This window comes from Clostridium uliginosum, assembly GCF_900112485.1.
Taxonomy (GTDB): domain Bacteria; phylum Bacillota; class Clostridia; order Clostridiales; family Clostridiaceae; genus Clostridium; species Clostridium uliginosum.
Window position 1 is genome coordinate 1 of record NZ_FOMG01000033.1, and the last position, 14,672, is coordinate 14,672.

General features: G+C 24.4%; 9 protein-coding genes and 1 other annotated feature. Of the genes, 7 read left to right on the forward strand and 2 right to left on the reverse strand.

Annotation, left to right across the window (positions count from 1 at the left end):
• Positions 1 to 197 precede the first annotated feature (197 nt).
• The 4 genes from BM027_RS15770 (at position 198) to BM027_RS15785 (ending at position 4,381) form a co-directional block, all read left to right on the forward strand.
• Positions 198 to 1,061, forward strand: coding sequence for a tRNA 2-thiocytidine biosynthesis TtcA family protein (locus BM027_RS15770; protein ID WP_090093938.1), 864 nt, complete (start codon positions 198 to 200; stop codon positions 1,059 to 1,061).
• A gap of 271 nt (positions 1,062 to 1,332) precedes the next feature.
• Positions 1,333 to 1,527, forward strand: a complete 195-nt coding sequence (locus BM027_RS15775) for a DUF4250 domain-containing protein (protein WP_090093940.1) — start codon at positions 1,333 to 1,335, stop codon at positions 1,525 to 1,527.
• Between the two features lie 186 nt (positions 1,528 to 1,713).
• Positions 1,714 to 3,468, forward strand: coding sequence for a putative bifunctional diguanylate cyclase/phosphodiesterase (locus BM027_RS15780; protein ID WP_090093942.1), 1,755 nt, complete (start codon positions 1,714 to 1,716; stop codon positions 3,466 to 3,468).
• 46 nt (positions 3,469 to 3,514) lie between these two features.
• Positions 3,515 to 3,747, forward strand: a binding site (T-box leader).
• A gap of 115 nt (positions 3,748 to 3,862) precedes the next feature.
• Positions 3,863 to 4,381, forward strand: a complete 519-nt coding sequence (locus BM027_RS15785; protein WP_090093944.1) for a tryptophan transporter — start codon at positions 3,863 to 3,865, stop codon at positions 4,379 to 4,381.
• Positions 4,382 to 4,555: 174 nt separating this feature from the next.
• Here BM027_RS15785 and BM027_RS15790 read toward each other — a convergent pair whose 3' ends face one another.
• Positions 4,556 to 5,269 (reverse strand): polysaccharide deacetylase family protein, encoded by a 714-nt coding sequence (locus tag BM027_RS15790; protein WP_090093947.1) that lies wholly within the window; start codon positions 5,267 to 5,269, stop codon positions 4,556 to 4,558.
• A 410-nt stretch (positions 5,270 to 5,679) separates the two neighbouring features.
• Between BM027_RS15790 and BM027_RS15795 the strand changes: the two genes are divergently transcribed.
• The 3 genes from BM027_RS15795 (at position 5,680) to dut (ending at position 12,414) form a co-directional block, all read left to right on the forward strand.
• Complete coding sequence (locus BM027_RS15795) at positions 5,680 to 10,956, forward strand: diguanylate cyclase (protein WP_090093950.1); 5,277 nt, start codon at positions 5,680 to 5,682, stop codon at positions 10,954 to 10,956.
• A 94-nt stretch (positions 10,957 to 11,050) separates the two neighbouring features.
• The gene (locus BM027_RS15800; RefSeq protein WP_090093953.1) at positions 11,051 to 11,695 is read left to right on the forward strand and encodes a prealbumin-like fold domain-containing protein; all 645 of its coding nucleotides are present in this window, start codon (positions 11,051 to 11,053) and stop codon (positions 11,693 to 11,695) included.
• 278 nt (positions 11,696 to 11,973) lie between these two features.
• A complete protein-coding gene (gene dut / locus BM027_RS15805) occupies positions 11,974 to 12,414 on the forward strand; it encodes a dUTP diphosphatase (protein ID WP_090093956.1) in 441 nt (146 codons plus the stop codon).
• A 287-nt stretch (positions 12,415 to 12,701) separates the two neighbouring features.
• On the opposite strand, the gene BM027_RS15810 is transcribed toward dut, so the two are convergent.
• Positions 12,702 to 14,624 carry an ABC-F family ATP-binding cassette domain-containing protein gene (locus BM027_RS15810; protein ID WP_090093959.1) on the reverse strand — a complete coding sequence of 641 codons (1,923 nt, stop codon included), beginning with the start codon at positions 14,622 to 14,624 and terminating at the stop codon, positions 12,702 to 12,704.
• Between the last annotated feature and the right edge of the window lie 48 nt (positions 14,625 to 14,672).

A 14,672-nucleotide genomic window follows, 5' to 3' on the forward strand; every position in this document is an offset into this window, starting at 1 on the left:
AAAAGTTTTAGTGATATTAGTTACAATTAATTATTAAGTTTGGGTAGGGAAATAATAAAAACACGCTGTAAAATAATGGATGATAAATTAAATAAAATTCTTGCCAACTTTTAGTTGACTCAAACTAATTAAAACAATGAATTTTCAATTATGGTAAATGGTGATATAATTACTATGAAAAATGAGGTGTTTATAATATGAGTACAATTGCAGGTAAGGGTTGTCCAACAATCATACCAGAAGAAGATAAAAAACCACTAAAAGAAATTGAAAGAAGTATAGTAAAAACATATAGGAAACAGATTTGGTCAAAATTTATTAAGGCTATTAAAGATTATAAGTTGATAGAAGAAGGTGATAAGATTGCTGTTGCTATATCAGGTGGAAAAGATAGCATTCTTATGGCAAAATTATTTCAAGAATTGCAAAAGCATGGTCAAATTAAGTTTGATGTAGAATTTATTGCTATGGATCCAGGATATCATCCACATATAAGAAAGCTCTTATTAGACAACTGTGAATATTTAAATATTCCAGTTCAAATTTATGAATCAGGAATTTTTGATGTGGTTGATAAAATGGCTAAAGATTATCCTTGTTACTTATGTGCGAGGATGAGAAGAGGTTCACTTTACAATAAAGCTCAAGAACTTGGATGTAATAAACTTTCATTAGGACATCACTATAATGATGTAATAGAAACGACTATGTTAAATCTTTTATATTCAGGTAATTTTAAAACAATGTTACCTAAACTTAAATCAACAAACTTTGAAAATTTAGAATTAATAAGACCTCTTTATTATGTTGAAGAAGATTATATAAAAAGATTCATAAATAATTCTGGAATTGCTCCATTAAATTGTGCATGTATGGTGGCAGCAGAAAGAACAGGAAATAAGAGATACGAAATAAAGGATTTAATTAAGCAATTAAAAGAAAACTTTGATGGAGTAGATAAATCTATATTCAGAGCAGCATCAAATGTAAGTATGGATGCAATCTTAGGATGGCAAAAAGGAGATAAGAAATACTCTTACTTAGATTTTTATGATGAATAATATGCCTAAAAGATTGCCTTAAAAACAAAACTGAGGCAATCTTTTACTATATTAATGTAAATTATTGTGTACTAATTTATAAATATATGTAATTAAATAATTTAGAAAATTAAATATAATTACATATATTTAACTATATTAGAACATTAGAATTTGAAAAAAATAATTTAATAATATATATAAAAAGATTGCAACTAATCCTATAAAATTATAAAATTATAAGTATAAATTTATAATTTTATAGCAATTTACGAATAAAAGGAAGATAATGATGATTAAAGAAGATATACACGGTATGGATATAAATATATTGGTTAGTATTATTAATACAAAATTAAGAGATCAATATGATTCATTAGAATCACTTTGTTATGACTTGGATTTTATACAAGAAGAAATTATAAGCAAATTTAGGATTTCAGGATATAAATATAATGAATTACAAAATCAATTTAAGAGAGTATAAAGATTAAAACCAAAATATCAAATTAAGGAGGATATTTTATGAATTTAAAAAAATCAGGGAAGATAATTGGAGTTTTAGTAGCCACTACAGCTTTAGTTTTATCATTAGTCAATGATAAAAAAGATAGTAAACCACAAGATGAAAAGTAAATAAACTAGAGTATTTTTGTGAAGGATTGTATAAGTTATGATTATAGATAAGTTTAACTTTAATTACAAGGAAGTATTTAAGTGTTTAGATGTTAATGGAATAATAATGTTTTGGAATCCATTAACATCTGAGTTAACATTTGAAAACAGAATATTAGATTTTATAACTTATTATAAAATTGATAATCTAGATGTTAACCAATTTCTAAATTTAATATATATAGAAGATTTTGAAAATATTAGAAGTCTATTTAATAAAGATCTAAAGGATGCTTATGATAGAAAAGAACATATTATTAAGCATTATAGAATTAAAGATAAAGATAATAATATATTGTTTTTTATTTTTATGGGAAAAGTTATTCAAAAAAGTAATGGATATTATTTAATTGGAACACATTATTGCTTTAATAGTGTAAACTCTAAATTAAAACTTAGAGAAGATAATTTAGCAAGTGACGCTGAGTATGAGGAAAAAATTATTAAGGAACGAATAACATCAATAATTGAATGTGATAGAATCACTGAATTACCTAATATGCAATATTTCAAGGATGTAATTGTTGAATTCTTAAACAATTGTGGAGAGAAAAAAATACAATGTGCTATGATAATGCTTAATTTAGATAATTTTAAATATATTAATGAATCTTTTGGACATGAATTTGGAGATTTATCCTTAAAAGAGGTAGCTAATAAAATATTATCGATAGTTGGAGAAGAAAACTTAGTTTGTAGATATAGTGGAGATACTTTTATAATCTTTAATCCAGACATAGAAGATCTAAAACAAGTTATTAATTTATGTAATAGCTTAGTTAAAGATTTTTCTAAACCTATTATAATAGAAAAAAAAGAAATATATTTAACATCAAGTATAGGTATCGCTGTTTATCCATATAATGGAATGGATTTTGAAACTCTTTTGAAAAATTCTGATGCAGCGATGTATGTTGCTAAAAGCAATGGTAAAAATGAATATAACTTTTTTGATGATAGTATATCACTTGAGTTAAATAGAATGTATACGATACAAAAAGGACTAAGAACAGCACTTCAACATAATGAAATGTATGTTGTTTTCCAACCTAAAGTAACATTACACGATTCACTAGTACGTAGTTTTGAAGCATTAGTTAGATGGAGGAGTGAAGAGTTTGGATTTGTAAGTCCAGCAGAATTTATTCCAATTGCAGAAAATACAAAGATGATAATTCCTATTGGGAGTTTTGTATTAGAAGAAGTATTTAGAAAAATACGAAAACTTATAAATGACGGATATGAAAACTTTAAAATAGCAGTAAATCTATCTGAAATGCAACTAAGACAAGATGTAGTAATATTAGATTTTAAGAGACTGATTAAAAAATATAAAATTCCACCCAAGTATATTCAAGTAGAAATTACAGAAAGTATGCTTATGAAATCTTTTGATAAAAATGTTAAAATATTGGAACAAATTAAAGAATTAGGAATAAGCATAGCATTAGATGATTTTGGAACAGGATACTCATCATTGAATTATTTAACTAAACTTCCAATAGATGCATTAAAAATAGATAGAAGTTTTGTTACTGATTTAGAAAATAATTTCAAAAGTAAATGTATAATTGAAAATATAATTAAATTATCTCATCAATTAGGCATAGAAGTAATAGCAGAAGGGGTTGAATATAAACATCAAGTAGAGTATTTAGAAAGTATTTTTTGTGATGTTGTTCAAGGATATTATTTTAGTAAACCTGAAAGTTTTGAAAAGATAAAATATATGATTGGTAAAAATATATTATAAGAAGTATTGACAAATAAAAAAAAAGCATATAATATATTAGTATAATATAAATCCTAAGAAAAGGGATAGTAATCAGGTGCAAGGTTAAAGAGAGCTGAAGATGGTGAGATTTCAGTACTAATGTTAATGATGAATGGGCCTTTGAGGAGCGATATGAAATCTTTTGAGAGTAGTTTAGCCGTTAGTCGCACGTTATAGCGAATGAGATATGTTAGTATCGAATTATGAGAGGCATTTTATGCAACTTAGGTGGCAACGCGGATAATCTCCGTCCTATATATTAGGACGGAGTTTTTTTATATATTTTTAAATGAGGGCGTGATAATTATGTTATGAAAGAAAGATTTTTCAACGTAGTAATTTTAATTAATCATAAAAATAGGGGGAATTTATAATGAAAACAAAAAGAATGATTACAAATGCAATTTTAATAGCAATAGGAGTAATATTACATCAATTAACACCAGCATTAGGACTTCCTATGCAACCAGATTTTTCTTTAGCAATGCTATTTATAATAATGATTTTTAATAAAGATTACAAGACTACAGTAATATGTGCAATTATAGTTGGAATATTTACAGCATTTACAAGTAAGACACCTGGTGGTCAATTTCCTAATATTGCAGACAAGTTTATTACTTGTAATGTTATGTATTTTATCCTTATACCATTAAGAGATAAAGTAACTAAAAATATACAAGTTATTCTATTGTTAACATTAGGAACATTTATTAGTGGAACCACATTCTTAACAATATTAATGTTAACAGCTGGATTACCAGGTGGGGCTTCATTTGCAGTATTATTTGGAGTTATAGTTATACCAACAGTAGTATTAAATGGAATAATTGGTTATATGATATATAAAGTTGTAGAAAGAACAGTTTCAACAACTAATGTATATGCATAAATAGTATTTCAAATTAGTTAAGGTACATTCATAATGTAAATAGGCTATATTATTAACGATAAACATAAGTTAATAATATAGCCTATTTAATTAGGTACATGAAAGAAAATAATAGACCAAATATACGAGCATACTGGTCTATTATTTTTTTGACTGTGCCTTATATTCAAAAAATTATTTAATAATATGATATTCTTCAGGGGTGTTGTTATCTATTGCTTTGAATTCATACCCTTTATCTTTATAATATTTAATTATTTCGGGTAAAGCTTTAACAGAATTTTTACTCATATAACTACAATGCATTAGTAATATTATTCTGTCTTTATCGCTTTTAGAGTTTTTAATAAAAGTACTAGGAGATGCAGAGTGATTAGCGCCATCGCCACTATCTACATTCCAATCATAAATTTTAAGATCATTTTCATGAAGAAGTTTCTCCATTGATTCACAAATTCTATAACTATTATTGTTACATCCAAATGGAAATCTTAAAATTGTAGGTTTAAAATCAAGGACAGAATTAATTACTTCTTGAGTATCAAGCATTTCTTTTAAAAAATGTTCATTTGAAGAGTAGAGATATCCTTTCTTATGAGTCATGCTATGCAACCCAATAGAATGACCTTCATTATAAATTCTTTTAACTAAATTTTCTTGACTTTCAATTTGCTCTCCAATTAAAAAAAATGTACCAGGTACTTGTTCATTTTTTAATATATCCAAAACATCTTCTGTTACTTTAGCTGCAGGGCCATCATCAAATGTTAAATATATTGTTTTTTGCTCATTAATATTTTCAGCAGAAAGAGTTGGAATGGCAAAATTAATTATTGATATTGTTATTAAACAACTTATAATTAATTTTTTAAAAAATTTTAAATTCATATAATCACCTTCATAAATATTTTATACAAAATTATTATGTGCAAATATTAAATAAATATTTATTTAATATTTATTAAATATTTATTAAAGTATTAAAGCAGTATTAAAGATATATTTTATATTGAATTATATTAGTCTAAATGGTACAATTACAAATATATTAAAAAAAATAATACATTTTTAGTAAAATATGTAAAGATGCTATTATGCTTAAATGTATACGGTTAGTTATAGATAATATAGTGTTCATATTCATAAATAGTTTTTTAAGATAAATAAATTTATAGTGTTTATATATTAAGATATATAATAAATTTTTATATGATTATAATTAAAAGATTAGAAATTCATAGGAAATAGTAAATATATCTATATTAATTAGATATATATAAATAAAGAGGTGGACTTGCTTGAAAGCTTTAAACAATCAGTATTTAATTGAACGTTGTATAGAAATTGAAGAAAATTTTTTGGGATATATAGTTACTGATACATGTAGAAAGAAAAAATATGATTTTTATATCTTTCAAAATGATTTTGAGTATGAAAATTATAGGGAGTATTTATTAAGTAACTTTAAAACAATAAAAAATTTTAATTTCGATAATGTAGTTAATTTAGTTGATATTGAAGTAGTTAAAAATATTGATGGGATAAATTTAGACAAATTACAATATGGATATTTAACAGAGCACATTGACTATAATATTGATACGGAAAGTTATCTTAGTAAATGTTCAATTAGTGATAGATTTGATATATTTATGGAATTGTGTTCAGCTGTTAATACCTTAAATATAAAGGGGTATATATTTGAAGAGCTTAATCTTAAAGACATTATTTTAATTTCAAATAAAAATAAAACAGTTAGTGTTAAAATTAAAAATTTATTACAATATGAGATGAGCAAGTTCAATATGGGAAACTTATTAAGCATGAAATCATTAGCTTACCCATATAATGTTGAAAAACAAAATGATGAAGGAACACCTAAAGATAATATAAAAGAGATAATTTATATATTTAAACAATTATTTGATGAAAAAGAATTTTATGCTAAATTTCAAGGACTAGATTATATTGATAAAGTTGTATCTCTTAATAAGGTAGCACACATAATAGACTTTATTAAATATGTAAATAAACATTTAAATAAGAACTATGATGCTTTTGTATTTGATGCATTAGATAAAGTTCAAACAGATCTGGATATAATTGGAATGGAAGATGAGATTAAAAAGGTCGAAGAAAATTTCAAACAAATATTATCAAATAAATTAAAATACAAGATTATATGTTTTAACGGAGAAGAAGGAACTGGTAAAACTAGAACGATAAAAGAAATTAAACATAAAATCATAAATAAATACTTTAAAAATAAATTAGAAAAACCATATTTGCTAATTGATAATTTAGAAGAGTTAAAATCATCAAATTCAGTATTAAATAGTATATACAAAAATTTAGATAAATATTTAAAAGATAAATATGGTGTTTATCTAAAAAAGTTCATTGATATGTTATCAGAAGAAGTAATTGTTAACAATGAAAATACACTTCAAGTGATAAATAGAGTTTGTAAACTTTTACATGAATATACAGTAAATACTACTTTGATTATTTTATTAGATGACTTAGAACAAAGCAAAGAGTTATTTAAATTATTTTTTAGATATCTTTGTTTATTAGGTAATAAATTAGAAAATATAATGATTATATTTTCTACTAATGAAGATAAATTTGATAATAAAATGATAGATTTTTTTAAAGAACTTGGAAGCCTTGAAAATTATGAAGAATATAAGATTAATTATTTTAATAATTATAATACAAGTAAAATGGTAAAGAGTATGCTAAATTCTCATAAGAATAATAATAGATTATCTATGAAAATTTATGCAGAAACCCTTGGGAAGCCACTATTTATTAGTGAAACCATAAAAGAATTATACAAAGACGGAACTATATATTTGTGTAGAGAAGATGGTTTTTGGAAAAGCAGAGTAGATATACACAATATTGTAATACCGAGAAGTGTAGAAAAAACACTGGAAAATAAAATATCAGGTTTAAATAAAAATGAAATTGAAACTTTAGAAACATTATGTATATATCAAAGTGCTTTATCAGAAAAAATAATATTTTCTTATATTATTTTAGATGATCTAAAAAAAGAAGTTTATAATCAATTAAAATTAAAAAGACTTTTAATTGATAAAATTAGTGATACAGGTATGAGAGTAGATTTTTCTAATGATTTAGTAAAAAAAATAATATATTCAAAACTTAATGAAGAAAATAAAATAAAAATGCATATTAATGCTTGTAATTTTCTTGAGAAAATTTTATCTAAAACAGATGAATATTTAGATGAATTTTTAAATCAATTAGAAAGATGCAAACAGTGGGATAAATTAATAAAATATAGTTTAAAATGTGGGAAAATTTTTGATATTTCTGGTAATACCATTAAATCAATATATTATTATAAAAAAGCTTTGACTTATGAACAAGATAATAATACTACTAAAATGGCAATAAGTATTGCAAAGCTTAATGAAAAAATAGGAGAAGATAAAGAGGCATATAAATATTTTAATAAAGCAAATACTTATGCAGTTGACAATAATCAGAAAGAATTACAAATATACGTTTTACTTAGGATGATTATTATAACAGTTAAAGAATGTAAATTTGTAAATTTAACTTTTCCACTAAAAGTGGTTAGAGAATTATTAGATAAAACTTCTTATCCTAAAGGAGAGGCTTATTATTATTATGCACTTGCATTATTAGCTAAGGTAGAAAAAGATAAAGAATTAGCGATAAAATATAGTGATCAGGTATTAAAAATATGTGATAATAATAATATAAATGTAGGGGTTTACGCATGGACAAAAGTTTTACTTAGCCAAATTTATATTAATCAAGGTAGATATGAAGAAACAAAAGATTTGTTAAAAGATTCATTAGGTATATTTACAACAGAAAATAATTATGTTGGATATTTAAGTTCTAAGATAAATTACGTATTAGCATGTAAAGAAAGTGGAGAGAGCTGTGATGAGGTTCTTAATGCTTTTATAGAAGTTAATAAGTTAAGTAATAAATATAAGGTGTATAAGAAAGAAGTATCAAGTTTAATTCATATAGCAAAAATTTATATTGAAAAACGAGAATATGAGAATGCAAATAAAAATTTATTATATAGTTTAGAGATAGCAAGAGAACATGGATTTGATAGATATATACTTAGGATTTGCAATTTATTATGTGAATCATATACTAAATTAGGAAAAATAAAATTAGCATCTAATTATTATAACTTAACAATAGAGTTGAAAAAAGGAGTAAGGTTATCTGAAATGGATATAATAAATCTTAGTTCAACAGCTGCTTTATATAATTGTTTAATCTATAATTTTGATTTTGCTATTAAACAGTTAGAAGATGTTAAGGTTTTAATAGGAGATTATGAGAGTTTTGAATATCTTAAAATTAAAAGTCAATATTATCAACTGCTTTTGCATAATTGCACAATTGAAGAAGAAGTGAAAAAGAAATTTACATTATTAACTAACGAAACTGAAAAGTTTAAAAATAGACAAGTTAAGTTAGCTATTAGAATAAGTGCAATACGAACTATTTTATGCTTGGGATATAAAGACTTAGCAAAACAATTGTTCTTGAATATTGAAAAATATGTTAGAGATTATGATACTGAAATGGAATATGTATATTTAGAATTATATTTTAGATGCAATAATTCCTATAATATGTTAATTAATAAAGCATTAAGAATAATTTCTTTTGGAAACAATAAGGATATGAAAGCAAATTTATATTCTCTTATAGCTGAGAAATATGAGGAAATTACTTGTTATGAATTAGCTATAAATTATTACTATGAATCTATTAATATTTTTATAAATATAATAAATTCTTTGCCTGAAATAGAAAGAATATTATATGCAAACAATAGTGAATTTTTGATAACATATAATAAATTTAGAAATTGCTTAGCAGAAACTTTAGAGAGTGATTTAAACTTAAAAGAAGTAACTTTAATTAATGATATTTTTGAATTAAATGGAATAGTGGAACAATTAAAAATTTATAATATATTAAAAAACTCAGAGTGTTTTAAATTAATGCAAGGATTTTATAGTAAATGTTATTACAATTCTATAGGTGATGTGTATAAAATATTGAAAAATTTTTCAAATGATATAATTAAAAATTTAGAGGTAATATTAAAGTACATGGCACGGATAACATTAGCTGATAAAGCTATGATTGTAATGGAGAATAGCTTAGGAGAAAATGAAGTTATATGTGAATATAGAATAAGTGATAAAAATGAAATTCAAAAGTATTTTTCATTAAAAGTAGATGCAACGGAAGAGATATTAGTTATATCTAATAATGATGATAAACTAAATAGAATAGATAATAAAATACTACAAGAAGGAATGAAAGCTTGTATGTATGTTAAGTTTAGTAATAAAGGAAAGCTTATTAATAGCAATGAAAGGATTAACGGAAAGCTTATTTTAATTTCAGATAATGCTATTAATTATATTAATATTGAATCTAAAAATAAGGTAGAAAAAATAATACCATTTATACTTTTTTTACTAGATCAGTATAAACTTAGAATAAGTTCTACATTAGATAAACTTACAGGTGTGTATAATAGAAAGTATCTTGAAACTTCTCTTCGTGATTTAATAGATTATTCATATGAAAGAAATAGAGAGTTTTCATTAATAATTTTCGATATTGATGATTTTAAAGGAGTAAATGATAGATATGGACATCAAACAGGCGATGAAGTATTGATAAAATTAACCAAGGAAGTGAAAAAATGCTTATCTAAAAAGGACATTTTTGTTAGGTACGGTGGTGAGGAATTTATATTACTTTTACCTAATAAGGGAGAAGAGGCATCATTTAAAGTCGCTGAGATAATACGAAAACAAGTAGAAGATGCTAAAATTTTAGGTGATAAGAGGAAAGTTAGTATTAGTCTTGGTATCGCTGTATACCTAAAGCATTCTTGTAATTCAGAAGAACTTATTAAAATAGCAGATCAAGCATTATATATATCTAAAGCAGAGGGAAAAAATAAATCAACTATATGGAATGAAAATTTAATGGTTTTAAATAACTCAAATAATTCAAATAGTAGAATAAAAGGGATTTTGCCGTCTAATTATACAAAAGATTATAATTTAAGATTAGCTACAAAAGACATTATGGATATGATTAAAAAGAAATCGGGAAATGAAGAAAAAATTTATGATTTTCTTTCAAGAATTATTCAAATAACAGAATCCGAATTTGCATCCGCATTTATTATAAAAGGAAGTTCAGTGAAAAATATTTATAGTAAGAAACGATATGAAGAAGGAAGCTCAGAAATTCAAGATTTTAATATGAAATTAGTATATGACATTATTAATAATAATAATGGTTTATATCTAGTTGATTGGAGTAACACATATATAAATCAATCTTATGGAATACCTGATTGGAAATCACTATGCATAACCCCACTTATATGTAATGGAGAGATTATAGCAATTTTATATTTATCTATTTCAGTAAATGAAAAGGAATTCAATCAAGGAGATCTTGATTTATTATATTATTTTGGACAATTAGCAATTTCATTGTTTTGCTAGAACATTATTTTTTGATAATATCTTAATTCATAAGCACATAAAATATTTCTGAATCATATTCTATAATTGTATAGAAAAAAGAAAGGGAATTTTTATGGATAATTATAAAAATAATCATTACGATGATAATAAATATAATGATATTAACTTAAATTTATCTGGATCTGGCCAAAAAATAAAATATTATGATTGTGATGATAGTAGTTGTATATTTGAAATTTTAGATGAAGATTTGGACAGTAGCAATATAGATATGGAAATTAGTAAGACTATAGATAAAAAAGATAATAATACTAAAAGTAATATAAGAGATGCAGATGATAAAGCTAATGCAGTTAATAAAGAAAATTATACATTAAATATAAGTGAAAGTGATTCATTAGATTGTTACAATAATTTTTGTGAACACGATATTAAAGGAGAAATAATAGTATCGGCAATTTTAAATTGTGGAAAAGAACGACAATGTTTAGAGGGCGCAAAAATCAATATTTACAAATTGAATGGAGTATGCCCGGAATTTATAAAGTCTAAGTTAACTGATAAATTAGGAAAAGTTATTTTTAATGATTTATCTGAAGGATGCTATAGGATTATAGAGATTATTAATAAAAATTATTTTGATAAACCTAAATACATTAAGTGGAATGAAGTTACTATAAGCAAAGAAAATACTAAGTCAAGTGTATTAGTAGTAAACAATCTTAAAAAAAATTGTGCAAAAAATAGATTTAGATAATTAATATTTTTTTGATATTTATTAAATAATAAATTATAATAAAATCAAACTTAGGCATATGAAAGAATATAACAAGTCAAAGATGTGACTTATATTTTGCGTCAAGCAAAAGGAGGCAAGCTTAGCTCATAGCTCTTATCTATTAGCTGATTTTGTGTGAATCACTTACTCAGCGAGTGCATACGAGTTGAGCTTCCTTATGACGTAAAATATACTAGCATACTGAATTGTTATTTTTTGAATATGCCTTATATTATACGTTAAAGGTAGGTAAACATATGGAAGAATATACATTAAAAATAAAGAGAATTAGTGAAAAGGCAATATTGCCTAACTATGCACATAAAGGAGATGCTGGATTAGATTTATATTCAATAGAAGAAGTGATTTTAGAGCCTGGCGAGAGAAGTCTAATACATACGGGAATACAATTGGAGTTACCACAAAGTACAGAAGCCCAAATAAGGCCTAGAAGTGGATTAGCGTTAAAATATGGAATTACTACACTGAATTCTCCAGGAACAATAGATGAAGGGTATAGAGGAGAAATAGGGGTTATTTTAATTAATCATAGTAATGAAACTTTTAAAGTAGAAGAAGGAATGAAAATAGCTCAAATGATTATACAACCTGTAGTTAAAGTTAAAGTAGTAGAAACAATTGAATTAAGTGAGAGTGAAAGGAATGAAAAGGGTTTTGGATCTTCAGGAATAAGATAAAGTGATTTTTATATTAGGCACATGAAAGAAAATAATAGACAATAATACTTGTCTATTATTTTTTTCATGTGCCTTAACTTAGCCTTGTAAGAACTTATAAAGTAAACTCAACTATACATATAAAAGTATTGGACAAAATTAAAGCCAAAAATTTTGCCAAGTAATATAAGACTTAAGCATCACCAAAAAATAACTAGTCTATTTTTTTATGATGCTTTATTTATAAATTGTAATTTTCTTATGTATTGTAATATATAGGATATACATAAATCTAATACCAAGATAAATTACATACTAGAGAATTCTTCCCATTCTTCATAAAGGTCTTCAATAGTCTTTTCTTTAATTTTAATCTCTTTATTAACTCGTTCACTTTCAGAAGGTACAGAATAAATACATTCTTTACATAATTCTGCATGAAGTTTTTCTAGTTCTTCTTCATTTTTACTTATTATTTCTTCAATATTTTTTATCTTGTTTTGATGAATTTTAAGCTCTTTATCTAAGGCTCTCTTTTTCTTTTTTTCTTCATTTAATTGAGTTTTGGTTTTGGTAGAATTTATCTCATTGTAACTTTCAAATCTTTGAGGATTTTTTTTCTTTTCAGCATAATAAGTATAATTTCCTAGATAACCAATTACACCAGTTTCTGTTAATTCTAATATCCTATGAATCACTTTGTTTAAAAAGTATCTATCGTGAGATATTACCATTAAGGTACCGTCATAGCTTAAAATTGCTTCTTCAAGAGCTTCTCTAGATGGAATATCCAAGTGATTAGTAGGCTCATCTAAAAGGAGAAGATTAGATTTTGATAACATTAACTTTAACAAGTTAATTCTACATTTTTCTCCACCACTTAATTTATCTATGGTTTTAAATACATCATCACCAGTGAATAAGAAAGAAGCAAGAATATTTCTTATTTGTGTTGTAGTTAATTCAGGAAAGTCATCCCAGACTTCATTTATTATAGTTTTATCCAAGCTAAGGTTGGATTGTTCTTGGTCATAATAACCAACATTAACATTAGCACCTAACACTTTTATACCAGTATCACTTTTAACTTTATCCATTATAATATTAAATAGAGTTGTTTTGCCACGTCCATTTTCGCCAATTAAGGCAAGCTTTTCTCCACGTTTTAAATCAAGTGATAAATCTGAAAATAATTTTTTGTCACCATAACTTTTTGAAAGCTTTTCTATATGAAGAACATCATAGCCACTTTTTACGGATGTCTGAAAATTTATTTTAGAACCTGATTTTTCTTCATCTGGAGCATCAATTAATTCAATCTTATCAAGCACTTTTTCTCTACTTTCAGCAGCTTTAATACTTTTTTCTCTATTAAAAGATCTAAATTTTTCAATAATAGCTTCTTGTCTTTTAATTTCAGATTGTTGTAAGTTATAGGCTTTTAGTTTGATTTCATAATCTTTTTCTTTTAAATCTAGATATTTAGTATAAGATGCGTTATAACAATTTACATGTCCATTTATAACTTGAAAAGTTGTGTTTGTAACAGAATCTAAAAAATACCTATCATGTGATATTACAAGAACAGTACCTTTATAATTTTTTAAATATTCTTCAAGCCACTCAATAGCATCTAAATCCAAGTGGTTTGTAGGTTCATCAAGTAATAATATATCTGGCTTTAAAAGTAATAATTTACAAAGCGCAACTCTAGTTTTTTGTCCTCCACTTAGTTTTGAAATTGATTTTTCAAAATCATCTTCACTAAAGCCAAGCCCTTTAACTATACGGGAAATTTCACCTTTATAAGTATAACCACCTCTATTTTCATACAAGTCTTGAGAGGTAGTATAATCTTTGAAAATTTTTTCATGGTAAATAGAATTATTTTCATCATAGGGTTCACTCATTTTTATTTGTAAATTAGAAAGTTTATTTTCTAATCTTATAAGATCATCAAAAACTGTTAACATTTCTTCATAGATAGTATTATTTAAATTTAAATTTAAATGCTGTGATAAATATCCTAAAGATTTATTTTTATCTATAAAAATTTCACCATTATCTTGAAGGATTTCCTTTGAAAGTATTTTAAACAGAGTTGACTTTCCTTCCCCATTTGAACCAATTATTCCTATTTTATCTCCTTCATTAACAGAAAAGGTTACATCTTTTAAAATATCACATATTCCATAACTTTTACTTATATCTTTGCAACTTAAAACAATCATCATTTATCCTCCAACGTTTTATTGTTATAATTAAATATATATATTTAA

Bases quoted from the DNA above. Each gene is read 5' to 3' on its own strand.
- BM027_RS15770 (WP_090093938.1), top strand. From the start codon at position 198: ATGAGTACAATTGCAGGTAAGGGTTGTCCAACAATCATACCAGAAGAA.
- BM027_RS15775 (WP_090093940.1), top strand. From the start codon at position 1,333: ATGATTAAAGAAGATATACACGGTATGGATATAAATATATTGGTTAGT.
- BM027_RS15780 (WP_090093942.1), top strand. From the start codon at position 1,714: ATGATTATAGATAAGTTTAACTTTAATTACAAGGAAGTATTTAAGTGT.
- BM027_RS15785 (WP_090093944.1), top strand. From the start codon at position 3,863: ATGAAAACAAAAAGAATGATTACAAATGCAATTTTAATAGCAATAGGA.
- BM027_RS15790 (WP_090093947.1), bottom strand. From the start codon at position 5,269: ATGAATTTAAAATTTTTTAAAAAATTAATTATAAGTTGTTTAATAACA.
- BM027_RS15800 (WP_090093953.1), top strand. From the start codon at position 11,051: ATGGATAATTATAAAAATAATCATTACGATGATAATAAATATAATGAT.
- dut (WP_090093956.1), top strand. From the start codon at position 11,974: ATGGAAGAATATACATTAAAAATAAAGAGAATTAGTGAAAAGGCAATA.
- BM027_RS15810 (WP_090093959.1), bottom strand. From the start codon at position 14,624: ATGATTGTTTTAAGTTGCAAAGATATAAGTAAAAGTTATGGAATATGT.